The organism is Ruegeria sp. HKCCE3926, assembly GCF_017872515.1.
In the GTDB taxonomy this organism is placed as follows: domain Bacteria; phylum Pseudomonadota; class Alphaproteobacteria; order Rhodobacterales; family Rhodobacteraceae; genus Ruegeria.
Genome location: NZ_JAEDOU010000001.1, coordinates 1 through 21,669 on the forward strand (window position 1 = coordinate 1; position 21,669 = coordinate 21,669).

Genomic DNA, 21,669 nt, shown 5'->3' on the forward strand with positions numbered 1-21,669 from the left:
GTTTTTCGAACCGTGAGTCACGCAACCCCGCTGAAATCAATGGGTCCTGACCCTAGCTCGAGATCTCGACCCGACATTCGAGACCACCGAGGGTACTGGAAGCGCCCAAAATCAGATGGGTGTCATAAGCTTTAAGCAAATCGACTGCTATTGTCAGTCCTAGCCCGCTGCCGGTGACCGATGTGTCCAAACGACCGCCGGACCGAAGTGCATCGCGGCGGGCGTCTTCCGGAATCCCGGGGCCGTCGTCTTCGATGCTGATTTCGATGCAACCGGGGTTGCGCTTGGCCGTCAAGCGTACACTTTTCCGGCACCACTTGACTGCGTTGTCCAGCAAGTTGCCCAACACCTCTTCAATATCTTGTGCATCCATGCGTACCCAGAGACCGGGGTCACGCACGATCTGCAGAGATTTGCCTTCGCGATCCGCTATTGTTGCAAACAGCCGTTCCAGCCTGTCGATAGCGTTTGTCAAATCCGTTCTCGAATGGGTTAAGTCCGCGGTATGCAAGGCTCTCAATCTGGCGAGAGATCGGCTCAATTGAGCATCGATCCGGTCCAACGCCTCCCGCGCGGTGCCCGTTGCAACTCCTGCACCGGAAAGCGTTTCCAGTTCGTTCCGCAAAATTGTGGCAGGAGTTTTCAAAGCGTGGGCCAAGTCGGCTGCCTGACGGCGAGATCCTGACACGATCTCACGATTCCGACGCAGAAGTTTGTTCAGGTCTTCAACCAGTGGAGCGACCTCTTCCGGATAATCAGCTGGTCTGAGATCTTCATCCTGATCCCAGCGATGCGCGACATCGGAACGCAATCTTCTTAAAGGCCCAAGTATGATAGTCATCAATAGAAGAGATCCGGCCACCCCTATCAGACCGACAAGGGCAAATACGGGCAATAGGCTTTGTTGTGCGGCACGGCGTTCGGCGGCAAGTTGAACCCGACTTTCGGCGACACTTACGCCCCAGACAGAGCCGTCTTCGTACGTGATTTTTTGAAAGGCACTGCGCAGGACCTCACCTTCGGGGCCATTCGTAGTCCACAGCGTTGGCGTATCTGGGTTGCCGGAAGGCTCGGCGATAACTTCGTCAAACAGTGACGCAGACGTAAAGATTTCTCCTTCGTCGTTGCTAACTTGCCAGTATCTACCAGAGTATGGAGAACTGTAAGCCGGATCGAACATCAGATCCCGGAGTGAATCGGGGCTTTGGGTGGTGACGCTCAATCCCACTACAAGCTGTGTGTGGCGGTCCAACAAAGCAGTGTCGAAGCGATCTGATACGCGGTTGTTGATGTAAGAAAAGACGGCAAGTGTACCTAATCCAACAGACACGGCTCCGGATGCAAAGCCTCCTAACAATGCCCGTTGACGCAGTGACAACATCAGGCAGAGTCAATCATATATCCGCGGCCCCGTACCGTTGTAATCAAGTCGGAGCCAAGTTTTTTGCGCAGACGGGTTATGAAGACTGCAATGGTATTGGAATCCCGGTCGCCGTCGTATTCATAGATATGTTCAGAAAGCTCGGTTCTTGAAATCATGCGCCCGGCATTGAGGGCCAGATAGGTAAACACAGCGATTTCCTGAGCCGTTAGATCGATCGGAACGCCATCAACCGTCACTCGCCCGTTGCGCGTATCCAGAACGACGTTACCCATCTCGATCACCGGGTTCAACTGGCCACTTTGCCGCCGCAAAATGGCGCGGACCCGGGCCGCCAGTTCTGGCATGTGGAACGGTTTGGTCATGTAGTCGTCCGCACCGGCATCAAGCCCGTCGACACGCTCACTCCAGCCATCGCGGGCGGTAAGTATCAGAACCGGGGTTTGCACGCCCGAACCACGCCACTCGCGCAGCACCGAGATACCGTCCCGTTCCGGCAGGCCGATATCCAGAATGATCACGTCGTACGGTTCGGTCGCGCCCAGATGTAACGCGTCGAGACCGTTGTTTACCACATCCACTACGCGACCTTCGGCATTCAACAGCTTTTTGATCTGATCGCAAAGGTGCGGTTCATCTTCTGCAAGCAAAACTCTCATGCACCAGCACTATATGCGCGTGTCTCGAAGTTTAAACATCATCTTTTTCCGCCGCTGTTTCCCCCGCCATTACCGCCGGAGTTTCCACCACCGTTGCCGCCGCTGTTTCCCCCGCCATTGCCGCCGGAGTTTCCACCACCGTTGCCGCCGCTGTTTCCCCCGCCATTGCCGCCGGAGTTTCCACCACCGTTGCCACCGCCATTACCGCCGGAGTTTCCGCCACCGTTGCCGCCGCTGTTTCCCCCGCCGTTACCGCCGGAGTTTCCGCCACCGTTACCACCGCTGTTACCGTTGCCGCCACGGTTTCCATTGATGCCATTGTTCGCCGACTTCCCTTGCGATGCAGCAGCAGGATTGCCTGGCGCTGTCTTGGCAGCTTCAGTTACCTGCCGCCCAACACTTGACCGATTGGGTACAACAACACCAGTTTTTGCATTGACGATAACGCTGATTATCTTTCCATTCGGCTTTTTGACCAGAATTCGATAATAGACTTCATCTGTCTGAAAGGCACGCGCATTAACTGGGGTGCCGCCAAAAACTCGCTCTACACCCTTGATAACCTTTTTAAGCCGAATGGCTTGTCCCGAACTTGTCGCCTTGCGTAACTCCGCCTGCTTCAGTTCGCGGGCAGCCGCATCGCTTTCTCCGGGCTGGAGAACCGCGAAAAGGCAGGCAAGGATCAAAAGCTTTTTCATCTTCGGTACTTTTTACGGCGCTGACGCCCGATCAACCTAACGAAGGTTACATGAACCGTTGATGAACGACCAGTTTCCCGTGGGTTCAACATCAATGGGGTTAGATGACAAAAACTAGGACAAGAACCCGGCAAGGACATACGGCCTGTCGGAATCAAGTTTGTAATAGCGCTGACGACAGAAACTCAAAATTGAACAACGAGAAACGCCATGAAAAACACAATGACCGGATTGTTGAAAACCTCAGCTGTTGCCATCGCCCTGATGAGTTCCGCCGCGCTCGTTGGGGCGGTCGCCTTTCCTGATTCTGCCTACGCGAAAGGCGGCAACGGAAAAGGCGGCGGCAACGGCGGAGGAAACAGCGGCGGCAACGGTGGCGGCAACGGAGGTGGTAACGGAGGCGGTAACGGTGGCGGTCACGGCGGAGGGAACTCTGGCGGTAATGGCGGTGGGAACGGAAATGGCCATGGTAGCGGAAATGACGGAGCCGGAAACAGTAGTGGCAAAGGTTTAGGAAAGGGCGCATCCAAAAATGCAGGAAAGTCTGCAACTGGCAAGACAAGTAACAAAGCAACTGGAATCTCAGGATCGCGATCCCAATCTTCAAAAGGGAAAAAATTCTCTTTGAAAGAGATATTTGGTGGCAGGAAGTCCAAGGCCAATAAACCCAAATCCAAAGCAACGAAAACCGCGCGAACAATCACGTCATCGCCTACGGTCACCAGTTCAGTGCGCCCGGAAAAGCGTCCGACAGGACACAAAATGGCTTCGTTACTTGGGGCTCATCCGTCAGAGTTGGGCGCGTTGAACGCAGCAAATGCGAGTGAGACGGCCCTACTGAACGCCGCACCCAACTCACGAGTCGGCCGAATTGCTACTTATCGTGAAACGGTATTGGCTGGCGATGATCTGCGGGCGGCGCTGGAGGAGCAGCAGGATCTTCTGGACGGGATGACGCCGCCAGATCGTTCTGTTTCTGAAATCGAACAGGATCTTGAAGCGGCACAAACTGATGTTCAGGAAAAGCAGGATCGTGTGACCGAACTTGAAGAGGCGCTGGAAGACGCTGGTGGCACCGACCCAGACATCGAGGCAGCGCTTGAGGAAGCAAACAACGATCTACAGGACGCCATCGACACGGCTGAAAGTTTGGAAACCGAGAAACAGGATGCTGTCGAATATGAAGAAGCGGTTGCTGAGGTCGAGGACTTGACTGAGGCTGTTGAAGATCAAGGGCTGATTGAACGCGAAGCACTGGAAAACGCGGCAAACAAGCCCGTTACAGACGAGGTTGAGGCGGCAGTAAAATCACTGCTTGGGTTAGATGGCTAACAGTATTGGCTTGTTATTCTGCAAGCCGATGGTGGCCGGGTCGACCATGTCTTTACCACGAGCATGGCCGGCCCGGCGTCGTGTCGACACCACCTGACTAGATGGATGGAGATACGCTTTTAGCGTCGTGAACGCATTGAGGTTTCTCAAAAATAGACCCGCTCCGATACGGAGCGGGCTTTGCAGTATCCTGATTTGGTCGCCGTAACCTGGAAGCGTGATGGCTTGTAATCGTCGTTTCAGGCGTCCTTGTTTGTCTCATCCAGTCGCTTGTTGTTAATGATGTCAGTTAGTGCATTCTCGATAGGAGGGAAGCGATTGGTGCTCGAATTTTCGGCGTTGGAACGCGCGCCGTGAACGGCGACATTTGAGGACTGCATAGTTGCAGGAACACAAGGCTCAACCCCAATGGCAGACTTGATCATTCTTTTCCCCTTCGACAAAGACGGGCTTTTTAAGATAGCCCTGCGGGGAGTAGTATGAGCTAAACACTTTGAACACTCAGAGAATACATTGTTCACGTTCGGTTAATGTTGTCGCCCCGGTGTGAACAAAAGGTTGGGGGTAATCTTGCTGCTTGGAATAACCCGCCAATCAGGCGAACCCATCCAGCAGTGGCATTATTTGAGCAGGACGGTTCAAATAATGCTGTTGTTTTTAATCGGTATTGCGCTTCTTAGCTGGTACCGTTGTTCTGGATTCATGGAAACCGCCTTGCCAGCGGTGACATGTTTATTCGAGATGCTGCGGTATTTTATGTGGTACTCTTAGATTCAGATTATTAAAAATCTAATAAAAACATAAAATTAAGATATAAATTCGAAGACTCCTCGGTCCGCCACTGGTTTCCTCTCGCCCAACGATTGGCGGCGACTTGCTGCGCCCAAATTCACAAGGCGCTGTTCTGCCTGTTCCTAAGCAAGTCCGGTGGCCAATCTTTGCAGGGCCGTCTCATTTTGATCTTTGTCAAGGTTGAACGCGGGCCGCCGAGATACAGTCACCAATGTATCAGGAGGTCTTGCATGGAAAGTCTGGTCGAAATTGGGCGGACATTTGTTCAGGCGATGCGTGATCGCAACGGCTTGGCAAGTGTTGACGAGATGTATGCGGAAAACGCTCAGTCCATAGAAGCGGTTGTGCCTCCGGTGCGGCAATTTCGGATTACAAAGGGTCGCGACGCCATCAAGGCAAAGCGGGAAGATTGGCTGAAAACGCATGAAATCCAAACGCTTACGGCAGATGGCCCTTTTGTTCATCCGCCCAATCGCTTTGGGGTGCGTTTCAATGCCGAGGTCGTGCAGAAAGACACCGGACAACGAATGAACCTTAGCGAAATTGCCATTTATTCAGTTGAGGATGGCAAGATTGTATTGGAAGAGTTCTTTATGTTGCCAAAATAGCGAACGGTACCTGGCAACACGGCTTCCCAAGCGCTCGCTGCCATTTCAGGAAGCCTCGCCAGGTCCGGCGCTGCAATCAAGTACGTCCAATCAAAATGGGCGGTTGACTGGTCGGTCCGGGGCCTGGTGGGCAGATGGAATTAGGTTTGCAGCATTTTAGCACTCTGCCCGGATCGGAGAACCTAGATGACCGAACTCTCACCTGACAAGCTGTCTGCCGAGGTCGGGGTTTGTGCGGCAAATACCGACGAGAATGCCCCGCCACACCCCTATGAGAAACTTGACCGCGCAACGCGCGCGGCCCTTGCCCGTGCCACCGCCGGTGTTTCCCCGCATTCGATAATGGCCACCTGGATCGATTGGACCCTGCACCTGGGTCGTTCCCCCGGCCGCCAGCTTGAACTGACAGAACGCGCGGCACGCGATGCGGCCAAACTCTGGGCCTATGCCAGCGAGATGGCGACCGGCGCGAAGGCCACTCCGCCTTTTCAGCCATGTAAGCAGGATCACCGTTTCAATGCGCCCGGCTGGCAAAAGGCGCCGTTTTCCCTTTGGCAGCAGGCCTTTCTGAGCGCGCAGGATTGGTGGCAGGCCGCAACGGACGAAATGCCCGGCATCGCCCCCCGCGACGCCGAACGCGGGCAATTTCAGGTTCGTCAGGCGCTTGATCTTGTCTCTCCTTCGAACTTCCCGTGGTCAAACCCGGAAATCATCAATCGCACCTTTCAGACCGGCGGTCGCAATTTGATAGAGGGCGCCGCTCACTTTCTTGAGGATGTTGCCCATACCATAACGCAACAGCACGAACCTGCCCCTGAGGGTTATGAAATCGGTAAAGACATTGCCGCGACCCCCGGCAGGGTTGTTTATCGCAACGCGCTGTTCGAGCTGATTCAATACACACCAAGCACCAAGCGCGTGCAGGCGGAACCGATCCTTTTCGTGCCTGCATGGATCATGAAATATTATGTGCTCGATCTGTCCCCGGAAAACTCCATGGTGCGGCATCTGGTCGAGCAGGGCTTTACCGTGTTCATGATTTCCTGGGTCAACCCCACCGCTGATCAGGCTGATCTCAGCCTCGAGGATTATCGCCTGAACGGTGTCATGGCCGCGATCGAGGCCATCGAGAAAATCGTTCCGGGCCAAAAGATCCACGCCAATGGGTATTGCCTTGGCGGCACACTTCTGGCGGTTGCTGCCGCGGTGATGCAACGCGATGGCGATGACAGGCTTGCAAGCGTTACGCTGATGGCGGCGCAGGTTGATTTTGCCGAAGCCGGTGAGCTTTTGCTGTTTATCGATGACAGCCAGGTCGCTTTTGTAGAAGACCTGATGTGGTTGCAGGGCTATCTTGACCGCCCTCAGATGACGCGAACTTTTACGACAATCCGCGCCGAGGATCTGATCTATGCCCGGGCTGTCCGTCGCTATTTTCTGGGTGAAGACGACCTGCCTACGGAGCTGACCGTCTGGAACAATGACACGACCCGGATGCCGGCGCGAATGCATTCCGAATATTTGCGCGGTCTGTTCCTGGAAAACCGGCTGAGCGCTGGGCGCTTTTCTGTCGAAGGTCGGGTCGTTGCGCTCAAGGATATACGCGTACCCATGTTTGTGGTCGGAACGGAATCCGACCATATTGCCCCGTGGCGATCAGTGTACAAAATTCGGCTGTTTACCGACGGAGACCTCACCTTCGTGCTGACCAACGGTGGTCACAATGGCGGCATCCTGAGCGAGCCGGGGCACAAGCACCGCCACTATCGGTTGGGCCACAGGCCGGCGGACGCGCTGTATACCTCGCCGGATGAGTGGTTCGAGTCGGCCGAAGTAAAGCAAGGTTCCTGGTGGCCTGCGATGGTGGATTGGATCAAAGACCGTTCATCGGGCGAAACCGCGCCGCCGCCGATGGGCGGAAAGCGAAGGGGGGCTGAAAACCTGCCCAAAGCGCCGGGCAGCTACATTCTTCAGGCCTGAAACCGGCGGCGAAGGTCAGACCCGTCAGTGCCCTGTCGATCTCCTTTGGACATCCTGCGCAAGCCCTTCAGGTGAAGTTGAGATTTTGGTCGCTCGGTTGGATCTGGGACTTTGCGATGGATCAAGCCTTGCTGCGGCGCAGGTGTGTTATCGTGCAGGTCGTCGAAACCCTGTGCCACATTTGCGGGTTAGTCGAAGGCCAAGCCCGCAATTTGCAACGAAAAGAGGCAATACACAGATGATTTCGGGCGGATGTATCTGGAGAGTTGGACCATGACACGCGCAATGGTTTTGAACGAGCCCGGCCGCGCGCTGAGACTGGAAGACATCGAACTTCCGACGCCGGGCCCTCATGACATCGAAATCCAGATCGAGGCTTGTGGTGTTTGCCGAACGGATCTTCACATCGTCGATGGTGACCTCGAACATCCTGAACTTCCACTGGTTCCGGGCCACGAAATCGTTGGGCGGATCATGCGAAAGGGGGATGCCGTTACAGGGCTGGATGCCGGTCAGCGCGTGGGTGTGCCATGGCTTGGATCCACATGTGGGAAATGTCCGTATTGCCATCGCGCACAGGAAAACCTGTGTGACGCGCCGGTGTTCACGGGATACACGCGAAACGGAGGATTTGCCGAAGCCTGCCTTGCGGATGCACGGTATGTTTTTGCCCTGCCAGAGGTTGCCGATCCGGTTGCACTGGCGCCGTTGTTATGTGCCGGGCTTATCGGGTTTCGCTGTCTGCGAATGGCCCAGGATGCCAAGGAAATCGGCTTTTATGGCTTCGGAGCTGCCGCGCATATCCTTGCACAACTGGCCGTCTGGCAGGGCCGGAATGTATATGCGCTGACCCGGCCCGGCGATATCGAGGCACAGGAGTTTGCGCGTGATCTTGGTGCGGTTTGGTCTGGTGGGTCTGACGAGCGACCACCGGTGGAACTGGATGCTGCAATCATATTCGCACCTGTCGGGGCCCTTGTGCCCAAAGCGCTGCAAGCTGTCCGCAAGGGCGGCCGCGTGGTTTGCGGCGGAATTCACATGAGCGACATTCCGTCCTTTCCCTACAGCGATCTTTGGGGGGAACGCCAAATCCTGTCTGTCGCAAACCTGACGCGCCAGGATGGTGAGGCGTTTTTTGCAATGGCCCAAGCCGCTGGCATCCAGACACGGACCCAAAGATATTCACTGAAGGACGCCAACACAGCCCTCGCGGATCTGAGCGCCGGACGATTGCAAGGGGCAGCGGTATTGGTTCCCTGACCAATGGTCTGTCGCGCCCCGCACCGGCTTGACAAGTCACAGCGGACGTCAGCATCCGAAATTAGGGTGGTGCCTTAGGCAAACGGATCCTGATCGTGGAATGGACGAAACACCGGAACACGAAAGACCGCTCAGCGTACTGGGATGTCGCCCACGCGTGCAGGATATGATCATACCGGCGGACTCGTGGACGATCATGCGCCAACAATCAAACTGGACCGTCAGATGAGCGAAGAGCTTGTTTCCATTCAGCGTGTTGAAAATGCTGGCTTTGTATTGCAAATCGGCTTTTGGTGACGCAGAGAACGAATATTGGTGTCATGCCTGACAACCGTGTCATTGATATTTACATTTAAATATATGAAAAATATGTATTTAAATTAAATCAAACAAAAAAGTTTTTCAAACGATCTTGGTTTTCGTCAATACGTTTACAAAATTTTGTTTCAAATCCAGTAATTTGTTGTGAAATTTTCCACCGCCTTTCCATTATTGAAATGCACATAAGTGCGCTTTCGTCTGCTGGAAGAGGAGCCAGACGACGAGAGAAAGGGAAATGGGAGGAATTAATGACCAATAAATCTGTCACACGCCGCGGCGTGTTGAAGTCTGGTGCCGTTGCAGGCACCGGTCTGGCCCTGCCTACGATCTTCACGGCTTCGTCGGCGGCCGCTTACACCAACGAACCAACCGGAGGGTCCGTGACCCTGGGCTTCAATGTTCCCCAGACCGGGCCGTATGCGGAAGAGGGCAATGACGAGCTGCTGGCGCAACAGCTGGCGGTGGAACACCTGAACGGAGAGGGTGACGGCGGTTGCCTGAACACCTTCACGTCGAAGGCGCTGAAGGGCAATGGCATCCTCGGCAAGAAGGTCGAGTTCGTCACAGGTGACACCCAGACCAAGTCAGACGCCGCACGTGCGTCCGCAAAGTCGATGATCGAAAAAGACGGTGCGATCATGATCAACGGCGGGTCGTCCTCGGGCGTGGCCGTTGCGGTTCAGGGCCTGTGTCAAGAAGCGGGTGTGATCTTTATGGCGGGTCTGACCCACGCCAACGACACGACCGGCAAGGACAAGAAGGCCAATGGTTTCCGCCATTTCTTCAACGCCTACATGTCGGGCGCTGCGCTTGCGCCGGTGCTGGCGGCCGAGATGGGCAACGACCGCCGCGCCTATCACCTGACGGCGGACTACAACTGGGGCTGGACCCAGGAAGAGTCGATCGTCGCCTCGACCGAAGCCCTGGGATGGGAAACGGTCAACACCGTCAAAACGCCGCTCGCGTCAACAGACTTCTCGTCCTACATCACTCCGGTACTGAACTCGGGCGCGGATGTTCTGGTTCTGAACCACTATGGCGGCAATATGGTGAATTCGCTGACCAACGCGATTCAGTTCGGCCTGCTCGACAAAGTTGCCAACGGCAAGGACTTCAAGATCGTCGTGCCGCTGTATTCGGAGCTGATGGCCGCCGGTGCGGGCGAGAACATCAAGGGCGTGCTGGGTTCAATGAACTGGAACTGGCAGTTGCAAGATGAAGGCACAAAAGCCTTCGTGAAATCCTTCGGCGAGAAATACGGCAAGCCGCCGTCCAACTCGGCCCAGACCTGCTATGCCCAGGTTCTGCTGTACGCGGATGCGTGCGAGCGCGCCGGCACCTTCAACCCATGCGGCGTCGTCGAGGCCCTGGAAGGCTTCGAGTTCGACGGGCTGGGCAACGGTCCGACCCTGTACCGCGCCGATGACCACCAGTGCTTCAAAGACGTGCTGGTCGTGCGTGGCAACATGAACCCGACCAACGCCTATGACACGCTGGAGATCGTCGAGATCACCCCACGCGCGCAGGTCGAATACGATCCGGAGCATCCGATGTTTGCCGGTGGCGCACTGGGTGAGTGTAACCCGGGCGCATAAGACCGCGTATCAAAGTCTGGCTGCCAAAATGGTGGCCAGACATCTACAGCAGGGTTGATCCTGTTGTGCCACTCAATTCACACTGACCAACCCTGAGGTGGGCCAATGGACGCCATCCTATTGCAAATTCTGAACGGTCTGGACAAAGGGTCGGCTTATGCGCTGATTGCGCTGGGGCTGACGCTTATTTTTGGGACGCTCGGCGTTGTGAACTTTGCCCATGGGGCCCTGTTCATGATCGGTGCGTTCTGTGCCGTCACTTTGCAAAAGCTCATGAACCTGAGCTTTGTAACCATCGACGAGAGCCAAACCGACTTTCTTGGCAACCCGCTGAAAGTGGAAACACCTTATGTCGAGGCATGGTTCGGCCCGGAGTTTGGTGCGACGATCATCGACTGGTCCGTTCCATTGGCAATCCTATTTGCGATCCCGATCATGCTGGCGGTTGGTTATGTGATGGAACGCGGGCTTATCAAGCATTTCTACAAGCGCCCTCACGCGGACCAGATCCTTGTCACGTTCGGCCTGGCGATCGTGTTGCAGGAAATCGTAAAGTACTTCTTCGGTGCCAACCCCATTCAGACGCCGCCGCCCGACGCGCTGAGTGGCTCTATCGACCTTGGCACGATGATCGGGTTTGATCCCAACGCGATCATCTACCCGATCTGGCGCCTGGTCTATTTTGGCTTTGCGGTTGCCATTATCGGTGCCGTCTTCTCATTCCTGCAATTCACCACCTTCGGCATGGTTGTGCGCGCCGGCATGGCGGATCGCGAAACTGTGGGTTTGCTGGGGATCAATATCGACCGGCGTTTTACGATCATGTTCGGTATCGCTGCCGCGGTGGCCGGTTTGGCGGGCGTCATGTACGGGCCGCTCAACCCACCAAACTATCACATGGGGATGGATTTTCTGGTCCTCAGCTTCGTTGTGGTTGTCGTTGGTGGCATGGGGTCTCTTCCCGGCGCGGTGCTGGCTGGCTTTCTGCTGGGCATTCTCGAAAGCTTCGCCTCTACGACCTGGGCCACGACGACGATCCCGGGCATCAACCAAATCATCATCTACCTTGTTGCCATTATTGTGCTGCTCACACGCCCGCGCGGTTTGATGGGACGCAAAGGCGTGATGGAGGAATAATCGATGTTGGGACTGAACAAAAAAGATACCAGCCTGCTGATCATCGTCGGCATCCTGACGATGCTGGCACCCTTCATCCTGAATCCGTTCCCGGAAGGCAGCGCCATGGCGCAGTTTAACGCGGGCTATCCGGATCTGATGCAGCGTTTTGTGATTTTCGGCATCTTTGCCATCGGCTTCAACATCCTGTTCGGCCTTACCGGATACCTGTCATTCGGACACGCGGCCTTTCTGGGCGTTGGATCCTATTCCGCCGTATGGATGTTCAAGCTGCTGAGTTACAACATCATCCCGGCCATCGCACTCAGCATTGTGGTCGCCGGGGTATTCTCATTGCTGATCGGATTTGTCAGCCTGCGCCGGTCGGGCATCTATTTTTCGATCCTCACGCTGGCCTTCGCCCAGATGAGCTTTGCGTTGGCTTACTCGGTGTTGTCCAACCCCAAGTTCAACTTGACGAACGGGGAAACGGGATTGCAGGTTTACGCGGATGATCCACAGATTCTGCAAGGGGCGAACTCGCCGGACCTGCCGCATCTGTTCGGGTTGCCGATGCGCGCAACCTACACGCTGGACGTGGGCGCATGGAGTTTTGATTTCAACGCGGGATACTATCTGTGTGCGGTGATCATGATGGTGGTATTCTATCTGTCCATCCGAATTTTTCGTTCACCTTTCGGGATGATGCTGCGGGCCGTCAAATCAAACCAGCAGCGGATGAACTACACTGGCCTGAACTCGAAACCGTACACGCTGGCAGCTTTTGTCATCTCGGGCATGTATGCCGGCTTGGCTGGTGGGCTGATGGCCGCAATGGACCCGCTGGCAGGTGCCGAACGTATGCAGTGGACCGCATCGGGCGAGGTCGTTCTGATGACGATCCTGGGCGGCACCGGCACACTGATCGGGCCGGTGCTGGGTGCAGGCTTCATCAAGTACTTCGAAAATATTTTCTCGAAGATCAACGACAACGTGTTGCACAGCTGGTTTGCATTCCTGCCTGACGGGCTGGAGGACGCGGTGGTTTTCTTGATCCATCCGTTCATCGGCAAGGGATGGCATCTGACGCTGGGCATTCTTTTCATGCTTGTCGTTATCTACTTGCCGGGTGGTCTTGTCGAAGGTGGTCAGCGTTTGCTGAACCGGCTCAAGCGCAAGAAATCAAAATCCGACGACGCGACGTCGGGCAAAACGGAACCGGCGGAATAAGGGGCGAGCCATGGCAATTCTAAGAGTCAAAGACGTCAGCAAGCGCTTCGGCGGCCTCAAGGCGCTCACGGATGTGAATCTCAGCGTCGAGGAGAATTCGGTTCACGCTATCATCGGGCCCAATGGTGCGGGCAAGTCGACCTTGCTGAATTGTCTGGTCGGCAAGCTCATGCCAGATACCGGGTCCGTATTGTTCGACAACGCATCGGTCTTGGGGCTTGAACCCTTCCAGATCAACCAGATGGGCATAAGCCGCGTGTTTCAAACACCAGAGATTTTTGGTGAATTGACGGTGATGGAGAACATGTTGATTCCGATCTTCGCCATGCGGGATGGCGCGTTCCGGATGCATGCATACGAGACCATCGCCAACGAAAAAGCTGTTGTTGAACAGGCCGAAGCCATGCTGGAAGAGATGAACATGGCCGACAAGCGTGAGATGCATGCAGCCTCGCTGTCGCGCGGCGACAAGCGCCGACTCGAGATTGGCATGTGCCTCAGCCAGAATCCGAGGCTGTTGCTGCTGGATGAACCGACGGCGGGGATGGCGAGGGCGGATACCAACAACACGATCGACCTGCTGAAACAGATCAAGGAAGAACGCGACATCACCATCGCGATCATCGAGCATGACATGCATGTTGTCTTCAGCCTTGCCGAACGCATCACTGTTCTGGCCCAGGGGACACCCCTGGTTGAAGATACTCCTGAAAACATCCGCGGAAACCCAAAGGTTCGCGAAGCCTATCTGGGCGAGGCTGCGTAAGGAAACGCTATGAACGAGAAACCTGACTTTTCGAAAAACGCCAATCTGGCCAGCACCGCCCCTGCGTTTCTTTCCGTTTGGGATATGCACTCCTATTACGGAGAAAGCTATATCGTGCAGGGTGTCAGCTTCAATGTGCATGAAGGCGAGATTCTTGCTCTTCTTGGGCGAAACGGTGCGGGCAAAACCTCGACACTGCGCTCGATTGCAAGGGTCGCAGAACCCGAAGTAAGACATGGCGAAATCTGGTTGGACCACAAACCGCTGCACAACATGACAAGCTATGAAGCAGCAGCGGCTGGCCTTGGCCTTGTACCGGAAGACAGGCGCATTATTCCCGGCCTGACAGTCGAAGAAAATCTGCAACTTGCACAGATTGCTCCTCCGATCGGATGGTCCCTTGAACGGCTTTACGAGCTGTTTCCGCGTCTCGGTGAGCGCAGGAAGCAGGAAGGGATTACATTGTCGGGTGGCGAACAGCAGATGCTGTCAATCGCCAGAGCGCTTGCCAGGGACATCAAGGTACTGCTTTTGGATGAGCCGTATGAAGGTTTGGCGCCTGTCATCGTCGACGAAATCGAAAAAACCCTCATACATGTCAAGCAGCAGGGTATGACCACGATCATCGTTGAACAGAACGCTGTGCGCGCATTGGAACTGGCGGACCGCGCGATCATTCTTGACACCGGTACCATCGTGTTCGACGGAACGGCAAAAGAAGTGCTTGAGGACACCAGTCTTCGTGAGGAGTATCTGGCGATCTGAGCGTTGTTCTGATTGGCAAACAGACCCGATGGGTATCACCAGTTCGTTGCTCACCATGACCCGCGTTCAGGGCAGATACTGCCCATTCGCGATCAAGGGTGTTTCACCCCGAAAAATGATGGTCGTCGGCTCAAATCCGAATGCGGGTTTGCGGCATTAGGTCCTGTCGGGCCTGCGCTGAATGCGCGCCTCGTGCAACGCGCCCCAAAGGACGAGGGGGCAAGTTTGCAATGCTTCGCGACATCCGCCACTGCGCCGACCAGAAGATTGCGCCGCGGTGTTCCAGGTCGTTGTGCAATGGATAAGAAAGTCAGGCTCTGCCCCTGGGCTGCCAGTGCCTTCGCCGCAGGGGCCTGCAAGCCGAACCTTCCCCAAATCATTTCGGGCAACCGTTTGATCGTGTGCCCATGGTTTCGATCGATCTGCAAACGCGCCGACGAAATCTGTGCCCGGAGTGGGGCAGTGGGTCTCGCTTTACTTCCGGCTTGTACTATCCGGCTGGCCCATTTCGGCTTCCGGTTCCCAGCACCTTCACTTCCAGCCAGTGGAACATCAGGGCAATAATACCGGCAACGAGAATGTAGAATACGGCCAGCAGGATGAGCGGCTCGTAGATGATGAACGTGTCGGACCGCACCCGCGATGACACGGCATAGATATCAACCACCGTAATCGTGGCGACCAAGGGCGTCGCCTTCAACTGGAGGATGGTTTCACCGCCCAGGGTCGGCAGAACGTTGCGGATTGCCTGCGGCAGCCAGATGCGGCGGAACATTGTCAGCCTGGGCATGCCAAACGCCTTTGCCGCCTCCAGCTGACCTTTGGCGACGCCTTTGAAGGCTCCGCGCATTACCTCACCTTCGTAGCCGGCATAGGAAAGCGTTAGTGCCAGCACCGCATAAGGCCAGGCCTGACGCAGATACGGCCAAAGCTCGGACGATCGTATCCAGGGGAATTGAGGGAACAATGAGCCGAGGCCATAATACAGCAACCAAAGCTGCAAAAGCAGGGGTGTGCCCCGAATGATGGTGCAAAACGCCTTGGCGGGGGCCGCAAGGTACCAGGGTCCAACGGCTTGGGCCAACCCGAGTGGTACGGCCAGCAGAAATCCGAGAACGACGGTGACAACAAGCAGCCAGAGCGTGGTCCAGATTCCCTGCAAGGCAAGCGGGGCGTATTTTGGCAACCAGTCCCATCGCAAAGACATGGCACACCAGATTACGATCCCGGCAAAGATCAGCATCATCACGATGCGATGGGGTTGCATCAAAGACCTGAGATCGATCATCTGCCACCTCCTTTCAGAGAAGGTTGACCGCGACGCGCCCATTTTTCGATCCGCGCGAAGATGGCGCCCGAAAACAGGGTGACCATGAGATAGAGAAAACCCGCCGCCAGAAAGAAGGTGAAATAGGCGCGTGTGCTGCTGGCGGCCTGCCGGGTTTCCAGTGTCAGTTCGTTGAATCCCACGACCGCGAGCAGGGCGGTGTCCTTGGTGGCGATCAGCCACAAGTTGGCCAGGCCGGGTACGGCAAAGCTCATCATGGCGGGGATCGTCACGCGGCGCATGGTCATGAAGGCGGGCATCCCGTAGGATTTGGCGGCCTCGATCTGTCCGGGTGGAACCGCCTGTATGGCTCCGCGCAGGATCTCGGTTGCATATGCGCCCTGTACAACGCCCAGAACCCAAATGCCCGCAGCGACGCCATTGACCTCGACCCGACCTCCGCCCATTGCAGCGGAGATTTTGTTGATGATGTCAGATCCCACGTAATACAGGATCAGGATCAGGACCAGTTCCGGCACGGCCCGGATCACGGTCGTGTAGATGGCAAGAAGATCGCGCGTGACCTTCCCGCCATAAAGCTTGCCATAGGCTCCGAACAATCCGATCACGAGGCCGAGCGCATATGCACCAAAAGCGATCTGCAATGAGTGGGACAATCCGCGCAGCAGATTGCCCCCCCAACCCGGTGGCGACAGCGACAGAAGCTCTGCGCTCTGCGCCAATCCAAGCGATTCCAACAGTCCGGTCACGGCAGCCGCTTAGTAGATGCTGGCCGAGAAATAGTTCGAAGTGATCTTCTCGTGCGTTCCATCGGCAAGAATTGCCGCGATGCCCTTGTTCAGCGCTGCAAGCAGGTCATCGTCGCCCTTGCGAACACCCGCACCAACACCCCGGCCCAGGATGGCCGGATCATCTGCGACGGCGCCTTTGATTTCACAACATGCCCCGGCATCCGAGTTCACGAAGTCCGCCATGGCGATACTGTCGGCCTGAGTGGCGTCAATACGACCTGCGAACAGGTCCTGGTTGGCCTCATCCTGAGTTTGATAAACCTTCAGTTCGGAATCCTTGAAATATTCCTGCGCGTAAGCCTGGTGGATGGTCGACGCCTGAACGCCGACAACCTTACCGGCCAGCGACTCGGGGGTCGCTTCGATATCCATCGATTTGTCCGCGACGATGACGGCAGGTGTGTTGTAGTAAGGATCGCTGAAATCAATGGTTTTCAGCCGCTCTTCGGTGATCGACATAGACGCCATGATGGCGTCGATCTGCTGTCCGGTCAGCGACGGGATGATACCATCCCAGGCGACCGGCGTGATAACACAGTCAAGTTCCGCAGCAGCGCAGACCGCATTGATGACATCGATTTCCCAGCCGACCCAATTGCCTGAACTGTCCAGCGACGCGAATGGCGGGTAAGGTTCGGCTGCGATGCCGATCTTGACCTCTTCTGCACTGGCGATACCAGCCGAAAGGACAGCGGCGGCAAGGCCGGACGCGAGCAGTTTCTTGACGTTCATTTTGATACTCCCTTTTGGTTTATTTGTTTTGTTATTCCGATTCAGGCGACCGAGCTGAGGAACTGCTTAAGGCGCTCTGATTTTGGGTTTCCGAAGACCTCGGCAGGTGGGCCCTGCTCTTCGATGCGGCCCTCGAAGAGATAGACAACGTGGTCTGCGACTTCGCGTGCGAATTTCATTTCATGGGTGACAAGCAGCATTGTGCGCCCTTCGGCGGCAAGATCGCGGATCACGGTCAGAACTTCGCCAACAAGCTCGGGATCAAGCGCCGACGTCGGTTCATCGAAAAGCATCACCGAAGGATCGACCGCAAGCGCCCGGGCAATGGCGGCGCGCTGTTGCTGACCACCCGAAAGATAGGCCGGATAGGTGTCAGCCTTGTCGCCAAGGCCCACCCGCGTCAGCAATTCATGCGCCCGTGCGATCGCCTGGGCCTTTGGCACCCTGAGCACATGCACTGGCACTTCGATCACGTTTTCCAGAAGCGTGCGGTGTGTCCACAGATTGAACTGCTGGAAAACCATGGCCAGACGCGTGCGGATACGTTCGATCTGGCGGCGGTTGGAGGGGCTGCCATCGGTGTGCATTTCAACGGGTTCCCCGCCGATGGTTATCTTTCCGGAACTCGGCGTTTCCAAAAAGTTGATGCAGCGCAGCATGGTGGATTTTCCAGAGCCTGACCCCCCGATAATGGCAACAACATCCCCCTTGTTTGCGGTCAGGGATACGCCTTTCAAAACCTCCAGCGTGCCAAAGGACTTGTGCAGATCCTCAACCTTGATCGCTTCGTCGGGCGTGGTTGTTTCGGGTGCGGGTGAAACTGCTTTGGCTGTGTCCATATCCAAGAATCTTCTGATTTCAGCTTGCAGTAAGCCCCGAATCTCGCAATTATGCAAGTGTATAATAACTCCGTGCCATGGATGACACTGACGTGCAGGACGAAAGCCGCAAATTCAAACGTGAGTCTGCCGAGGTTCGCCGCGAGGCGCTGATTCTGGCGACTTTGGACCTGATCGCCGAGATGGGCGTTCGGGGTGCCACGGTGCGCGAGATCGCAGCCCGTGCGAATGTGACCCAAGGTTTGATCCGGCACTATTTCTCATCCAAGGACGAACTGGTTCAGGCGGCGTATGAGCACCACATGAATACGCTGACGGACCAGACAGCGGCGTCATCAGGAACCGGAAGCGCGGTTTCTCAGTTGACCAACTTCGTCGACGCGTCACTGCGACAGCCGATCGTCGATCCAAGCGCCGTGGCGTTGTGGGCGGGTTTCCTGAACAAGGTGCAGCATGACCCGAAAATGCAGCGCATTCACCAGCGAACCTATGACTATTTCCGGGATCACCTCGAGAAGCTGATCGTCGCGGCATTGCAGGAAGCCGGGCGTTCGGTTGACGCGTCAGAGGCAATGCAACTGGCCATCGCCTGCAACGCGGTGATCGACGGCCTGTGGCTGGAAGGGGGCGCGCTTCCGGATGCGTTTTCCGAAGGCCAGCTGGCGCGGATCGGTTTGGATTCCGTCAGCGCCATCGTCGGGATTCCATTGACCAAAGGGGTGGAGCAGTCATGAAGACCACATCGGTGACAGAACGGTTGGCGGGCTTGGGTGGCGCCAAATGGGGCGTACATCTGAAAGCCCGCGACCTTATCAAGGCCGGAGCGGACATCGTCGAAATGACGATAGGAGAACCGGATGTTCCGGTGCCGGACGTGCTGGTCGAAGCCACCGTTGCATCATTGCGGGCGCAGCGGACAGGGTACTCCAACGGGCGCGGTGAAGCAGGGCTGCTTGACGCTCTGGCTGCGCGCTATTCTGCCTCTCGCGGGCGGGCTTTCGAGCCCGGGAATTTTCTGTGCTTTCCCGGCACGCAAACCGCCCTTTTCGCAGCCATGGCCGGGGTCGCCGAGGCGGGCGACGAAGTTCTGGTCGGCGATCCGATGTACGCGACCTATGAAGGTGTCATTCGTGCATCCGGGGCCGAGATGGTACCCGTACCGCTGCGGCCCGAGAAAGGGTTTCGCATGCAGGCCGCAGATATCGCGGCCCGCATCACTCCGCGCAGCCGCGCCATTCTTCTGACAACTCCGCATAACCCGACTGGCGCGATCCTGACCGCCGCGGACATTGCCGAGATCGGGCAGCTGGTGATTGCGCGTGATTTGTGGATCATCTCGGACGAGGTCTATGAAGAACTGATCTTTGACAGTGCACGATTTGTTTCACCATTGGCAGATCCGGAACTGGCGGATCGTGTCATTGGCGTATCATCCATCTCGAAGTCTCATGCCGCTCCGGGGTTCCGCAGTGGCTGGTGTGTCGGGCCCGCCGCGTTCTGCGAAGCGCTGCTGCCCTATTCCGAGACCATGCTTTTTGGCAATCAGCCGTTCATCGCGGACATGACCGAAAAAGCGATCCGTGACGGGTCCGAGGTTGCCCCTGGGATGGCCGCCCGCTTTTCTGGCCGCGCCACCCTGTTGGCCGATCGTCTTGAAGCTGAAACGGATCTGATTGTTCACCGGCCCGAAGCGGGAATGTTCGCACTCATCAATGTCTCTGCCACCGGGCTGGATGGCGAAGCCTATGCCTGGGATCTGCTACAGGCCGGGGTGGCCGTCATGCCGGGATCCGCCTTTGGTGACAGCCTGAAGGACTGGGTGCGGGTCGCTTTGACGATCAATGACACGGATTTTGGTACTGCGGTTTCCCGTATCATCGATCACGCCAACAGCAAATCACGCGAGGTCGCATGAGCAGTATGACAGTTGGCGAAGCTCTGGTTGCCGGGCTGCGCCAGCGGGATGTGACCTGCGTCTTCGGAATTCCGGGCGTTCACACGGTGGAACTGTACCGAGGGCTTGCGGCTTCGGGCATACGACATGTGACGCCCAGACACGAACAGGGGGCGGGTTTCATGGCCGATGGCTATGCCCGTGTGTCGGGCAAACCGGGTGTTGCCTTTGTGATCACCGGCCCCGGATTGACCAATACGCTGACGCCGATGGCGCAGGCGCGGGCCGATTCAATACCGATGCTGGTGGTGTCCGGCGTCAACAAAACCGGATCGCTTGGCAAGGGCTTGGGGCATCTGCACGAATTGCCGGACCAAATCGGGCTGGCGAAAACGGTTGCGTTGGTGTCCGAACAGGTCACCGGCCCCAGCGCTCTGGCCCCGGTTTTGGACCGCGTTTTTCACGGCCTCAGCAATGGTCGCTGCGGGCCGACGCATATCGAGGTTCCGTTGGATGTCGCAGCGGCGGACTATCAGGAAACAGCAGTCGAGACGCCTGACCCTGATCCTCCGGTCAGCCCGGCATTGATTAGACAGGCCGCAGGGCAACTGGCTGAGGCAAAGAAAGTCGTCATTCTGGCGGGCGGCGGCGCGAAACGTGCCGAGGCGGGATTGCAAGCACTGGCCGAAGCTCTGGGTGCCCCTGTTGTGCAAACCGTCAACGCGCGCGGCTTGATGCACGGACATGCCCTGACCGTTCCGGCCAGCCCCAGCCTGAACGCGGTGCGCGCATTGCTGGAAAGCGCCGATTGCGTTCTGGCCTTGGGAACCGAGCTGGGGCCAACTGATTATGACATGTATGCCACCGGCCAGTTTGCGAAACTGCCAAAACTGATACGGGTTGATCGGTGCAGCGATCAGCTTTCGCGGCATGATGCAGCGATTGCCATTCAAGGTGACGTAGGCTTGGTTGTGCCAGCGCTGTGTGAGGCCCTGCCGCAGAGGGCACGGCAAAGCGACGGTGCGGACCGTGCCAGAAAAACGCGCGATGCGGCCTGGCAGGAGATTGGTCCGGATTATCGCAAACAGGTGGAGATACTGAATGCGATGCGCTCGGCGTCTCCGGATGCTCTGATGGTCGGGGATTCCACCCAGCCAATTTATGCCGGCAATCTTTACTATGACCACGACCGGGCTGGCGGCTGGTTCAATGCGGCAACGGGCTATGGTGCGCTTGGTTATGGCATACCAGCAGCCATCGGTGCGTCGATTGCCGATCCAACGGCGCGGGTAATATGCATCGTCGGCGATGGCGGGGCGCAGTTTTCTATGCCGGAAGCAATGGCCGCAGTAGACGAAAACCTGCCGGTCACGTTCGTGATCTGGAACAATCGCGGGTACCGGGAAATCGCCACATCGATGCAGGATGCAGGCGTGACGGTCATTGGATGTGACCCCACACCCCCCGATTTTGCAGCAACGGCCAGATCCTTTGGCATTCCACACACCAGGGTTCCCGATAAGCCGCAGTCCATCGCGCAAGCGTTACGCGAAACGGCGTCCATGGGCGGGCCCGCGATGATCGAAGTCACCGCCCGAAAATTCGAACCTCAGAGAGATTAA

Annotated in this window: 20 protein-coding genes; 12 read left to right on the forward strand and 8 right to left on the reverse strand. The window is 56.6% G+C overall.

All coding sequences use genetic code 11. The features are described from left to right. Positions 1–52 precede the first annotated feature (52 nt). Genes I9184_RS00005 through I9184_RS00015 form a run of 3 tightly spaced genes read right to left on the reverse strand, consistent with a single transcriptional unit; the run spans position 53 to position 2,738 of the window. Entirely contained in the window at positions 53–1,381 is a 1,329-nt protein-coding gene (locus I9184_RS00005; RefSeq protein WP_171634614.1) for a HAMP domain-containing sensor histidine kinase, read from the reverse strand. After that, positions 1,381–2,040 (reverse strand): response regulator transcription factor, encoded by a 660-nt coding sequence (locus I9184_RS00010; protein WP_171634612.1) that lies wholly within the window; start codon positions 2,038–2,040, stop codon positions 1,381–1,383. Before I9184_RS00010 ends, I9184_RS00005 begins: the two co-directional genes overlap by 1 nt. Before the next feature lie 38 nt (positions 2,041–2,078). Next, entirely contained in the window at positions 2,079–2,738 is a 660-nt protein-coding gene (locus I9184_RS00015; RefSeq protein ID WP_209832230.1) for a hypothetical protein, read from the reverse strand. A 210-nt stretch (positions 2,739–2,948) separates the two neighbouring features. Between I9184_RS00015 and I9184_RS00020 the strand changes: the two genes are divergently transcribed. Further along, a complete protein-coding gene (locus I9184_RS00020) occupies positions 2,949–4,070 on the forward strand; it encodes a hypothetical protein (protein ID WP_209832231.1) in 1,122 nt (373 codons plus the stop codon). Between the two features lie 239 nt (positions 4,071–4,309). On the opposite strand, the gene I9184_RS00025 is transcribed toward I9184_RS00020, so the two are convergent. Next, positions 4,310–4,495: a hypothetical protein gene (locus I9184_RS00025; RefSeq protein ID WP_171634610.1), complete on the reverse strand. Its 186-nt coding sequence runs from the start codon at positions 4,493–4,495 to the stop codon at positions 4,310–4,312. Positions 4,496–5,092: 597 nt separating this feature from the next. Here I9184_RS00025 and I9184_RS00030 point away from each other — a divergent pair. The 8 genes from I9184_RS00030 to I9184_RS00065 all read left to right on the forward strand — a co-directional run bounded on the left by I9184_RS00030 (position 5,093) and on the right by I9184_RS00065 (position 14,503). Next, a complete protein-coding gene (locus I9184_RS00030) occupies positions 5,093–5,470 on the forward strand; it encodes a nuclear transport factor 2 family protein (RefSeq protein WP_209832232.1) in 378 nt (125 codons plus the stop codon). 186 nt (positions 5,471–5,656) lie between these two features. Beyond that, complete coding sequence (locus tag I9184_RS00035) at positions 5,657–7,450, forward strand: alpha/beta fold hydrolase (protein WP_209832233.1); 1,794 nt, start codon at positions 5,657–5,659, stop codon at positions 7,448–7,450. 273 nt (positions 7,451–7,723) lie between these two features. Beyond that, complete coding sequence (locus I9184_RS00040) at positions 7,724–8,710, forward strand: zinc-dependent alcohol dehydrogenase family protein (RefSeq protein WP_209832234.1); 987 nt, start codon at positions 7,724–7,726, stop codon at positions 8,708–8,710. A gap of 569 nt (positions 8,711–9,279) precedes the next feature. Continuing rightward, positions 9,280–10,626, forward strand: a complete 1,347-nt coding sequence (locus tag I9184_RS00045; protein WP_171634601.1) for a substrate-binding protein — start codon at positions 9,280–9,282, stop codon at positions 10,624–10,626. A gap of 105 nt (positions 10,627–10,731) precedes the next feature. Further along, positions 10,732–11,763: a branched-chain amino acid ABC transporter permease gene (locus tag I9184_RS00050; RefSeq protein ID WP_171118891.1), complete on the forward strand. Its 1,032-nt coding sequence runs from the start codon at positions 10,732–10,734 to the stop codon at positions 11,761–11,763. Between the two features lie 3 nt (positions 11,764–11,766). Further along, positions 11,767–12,972: a branched-chain amino acid ABC transporter permease gene (locus I9184_RS00055; RefSeq protein WP_209832235.1), complete on the forward strand. Its 1,206-nt coding sequence runs from the start codon at positions 11,767–11,769 to the stop codon at positions 12,970–12,972. A gap of 10 nt (positions 12,973–12,982) precedes the next feature. Then, positions 12,983–13,738 (forward strand): ABC transporter ATP-binding protein, encoded by a 756-nt coding sequence (locus I9184_RS00060; RefSeq protein ID WP_152459074.1) that lies wholly within the window; start codon positions 12,983–12,985, stop codon positions 13,736–13,738. A gap of 9 nt (positions 13,739–13,747) precedes the next feature. Beyond that, positions 13,748–14,503, forward strand: a complete 756-nt coding sequence (locus I9184_RS00065) for an ABC transporter ATP-binding protein (RefSeq protein ID WP_171634599.1) — start codon at positions 13,748–13,750, stop codon at positions 14,501–14,503. A gap of 490 nt (positions 14,504–14,993) precedes the next feature. Here I9184_RS00065 and I9184_RS00070 read toward each other — a convergent pair whose 3' ends face one another. Genes I9184_RS00070 through I9184_RS00085 form a run of 4 tightly spaced genes read right to left on the reverse strand, consistent with a single transcriptional unit; the run spans position 14,994 to position 18,153 of the window. Continuing rightward, positions 14,994–15,791 carry an ABC transporter permease subunit gene (locus tag I9184_RS00070; protein ID WP_209832236.1) on the reverse strand — a complete coding sequence of 266 codons (798 nt, stop codon included), beginning with the start codon at positions 15,789–15,791 and terminating at the stop codon, positions 14,994–14,996. Beyond that, the gene (locus I9184_RS00075; protein WP_152459071.1) at positions 15,788–16,540 is read right to left on the reverse strand and encodes an ABC transporter permease; all 753 of its coding nucleotides are present in this window, start codon (positions 16,538–16,540) and stop codon (positions 15,788–15,790) included. Before I9184_RS00075 ends, I9184_RS00070 begins: the two co-directional genes overlap by 4 nt. Before the next feature lie 9 nt (positions 16,541–16,549). Beyond that, entirely contained in the window at positions 16,550–17,314 is a 765-nt protein-coding gene (locus I9184_RS00080; protein ID WP_171634594.1) for a transporter substrate-binding domain-containing protein, read from the reverse strand. A 41-nt stretch (positions 17,315–17,355) separates the two neighbouring features. After that, positions 17,356–18,153 (reverse strand): ATP-binding cassette domain-containing protein, encoded by a 798-nt coding sequence (locus tag I9184_RS00085; protein ID WP_171634592.1) that lies wholly within the window; start codon positions 18,151–18,153, stop codon positions 17,356–17,358. Between the two features lie 77 nt (positions 18,154–18,230). Between I9184_RS00085 and I9184_RS00090 the strand changes: the two genes are divergently transcribed. From I9184_RS00090 to I9184_RS00100, 3 genes are read left to right on the forward strand one after another with little or no spacing between them, the layout of a single operon-like run. Further along, positions 18,231–18,887 (forward strand): TetR family transcriptional regulator C-terminal domain-containing protein, encoded by a 657-nt coding sequence (locus I9184_RS00090; RefSeq protein WP_216598219.1) that lies wholly within the window; start codon positions 18,231–18,233, stop codon positions 18,885–18,887. After that, a complete protein-coding gene (locus I9184_RS00095; protein WP_209832237.1) occupies positions 18,884–20,068 on the forward strand; it encodes a pyridoxal phosphate-dependent aminotransferase in 1,185 nt (394 codons plus the stop codon). Before I9184_RS00090 ends, I9184_RS00095 begins: the two co-directional genes overlap by 4 nt. Continuing rightward, the gene (locus tag I9184_RS00100) at positions 20,065–21,669 is read left to right on the forward strand and encodes a 5-guanidino-2-oxopentanoate decarboxylase (protein WP_209832238.1); all 1,605 of its coding nucleotides are present in this window, start codon (positions 20,065–20,067) and stop codon (positions 21,667–21,669) included. Before I9184_RS00095 ends, I9184_RS00100 begins: the two co-directional genes overlap by 4 nt.

What these genes read in the sequence shown, in the direction of transcription:
- I9184_RS00005 (WP_171634614.1), bottom strand. Translation starts at nt 1,381, where the DNA reads ATGTTGTCACTGCGTCAACGGGCATTGTTAGGAGGCTTTGCATCCGGA.
- I9184_RS00010 (WP_171634612.1), bottom strand. Translation starts at nt 2,040, where the DNA reads ATGAGAGTTTTGCTTGCAGAAGATGAACCGCACCTTTGCGATCAGATC.
- I9184_RS00015 (WP_209832230.1), bottom strand. Translation starts at nt 2,738, where the DNA reads ATGAAAAAGCTTTTGATCCTTGCCTGCCTTTTCGCGGTTCTCCAGCCC.
- I9184_RS00020 (WP_209832231.1), top strand. Translation starts at nt 2,949, where the DNA reads ATGAAAAACACAATGACCGGATTGTTGAAAACCTCAGCTGTTGCCATC.
- I9184_RS00025 (WP_171634610.1), bottom strand. Translation starts at nt 4,495, where the DNA reads ATGATCAAGTCTGCCATTGGGGTTGAGCCTTGTGTTCCTGCAACTATG.
- I9184_RS00030 (WP_209832232.1), top strand. Translation starts at nt 5,093, where the DNA reads ATGGAAAGTCTGGTCGAAATTGGGCGGACATTTGTTCAGGCGATGCGT.
- I9184_RS00035 (WP_209832233.1), top strand. Translation starts at nt 5,657, where the DNA reads ATGACCGAACTCTCACCTGACAAGCTGTCTGCCGAGGTCGGGGTTTGT.
- I9184_RS00040 (WP_209832234.1), top strand. Translation starts at nt 7,724, where the DNA reads ATGACACGCGCAATGGTTTTGAACGAGCCCGGCCGCGCGCTGAGACTG.
- I9184_RS00045 (WP_171634601.1), top strand. Translation starts at nt 9,280, where the DNA reads ATGACCAATAAATCTGTCACACGCCGCGGCGTGTTGAAGTCTGGTGCC.
- I9184_RS00050 (WP_171118891.1), top strand. Translation starts at nt 10,732, where the DNA reads ATGGACGCCATCCTATTGCAAATTCTGAACGGTCTGGACAAAGGGTCG.
- I9184_RS00055 (WP_209832235.1), top strand. Translation starts at nt 11,767, where the DNA reads ATGTTGGGACTGAACAAAAAAGATACCAGCCTGCTGATCATCGTCGGC.
- I9184_RS00060 (WP_152459074.1), top strand. Translation starts at nt 12,983, where the DNA reads ATGGCAATTCTAAGAGTCAAAGACGTCAGCAAGCGCTTCGGCGGCCTC.
- I9184_RS00065 (WP_171634599.1), top strand. Translation starts at nt 13,748, where the DNA reads ATGAACGAGAAACCTGACTTTTCGAAAAACGCCAATCTGGCCAGCACC.
- I9184_RS00070 (WP_209832236.1), bottom strand. Translation starts at nt 15,791, where the DNA reads ATGATCGATCTCAGGTCTTTGATGCAACCCCATCGCATCGTGATGATG.
- I9184_RS00080 (WP_171634594.1), bottom strand. Translation starts at nt 17,314, where the DNA reads ATGAACGTCAAGAAACTGCTCGCGTCCGGCCTTGCCGCCGCTGTCCTT.
- I9184_RS00085 (WP_171634592.1), bottom strand. Translation starts at nt 18,153, where the DNA reads ATGGACACAGCCAAAGCAGTTTCACCCGCACCCGAAACAACCACGCCC.
- I9184_RS00090 (WP_216598219.1), top strand. Translation starts at nt 18,231, where the DNA reads ATGGATGACACTGACGTGCAGGACGAAAGCCGCAAATTCAAACGTGAG.
- I9184_RS00095 (WP_209832237.1), top strand. Translation starts at nt 18,884, where the DNA reads ATGAAGACCACATCGGTGACAGAACGGTTGGCGGGCTTGGGTGGCGCC.
- I9184_RS00100 (WP_209832238.1), top strand. Translation starts at nt 20,065, where the DNA reads ATGAGCAGTATGACAGTTGGCGAAGCTCTGGTTGCCGGGCTGCGCCAG.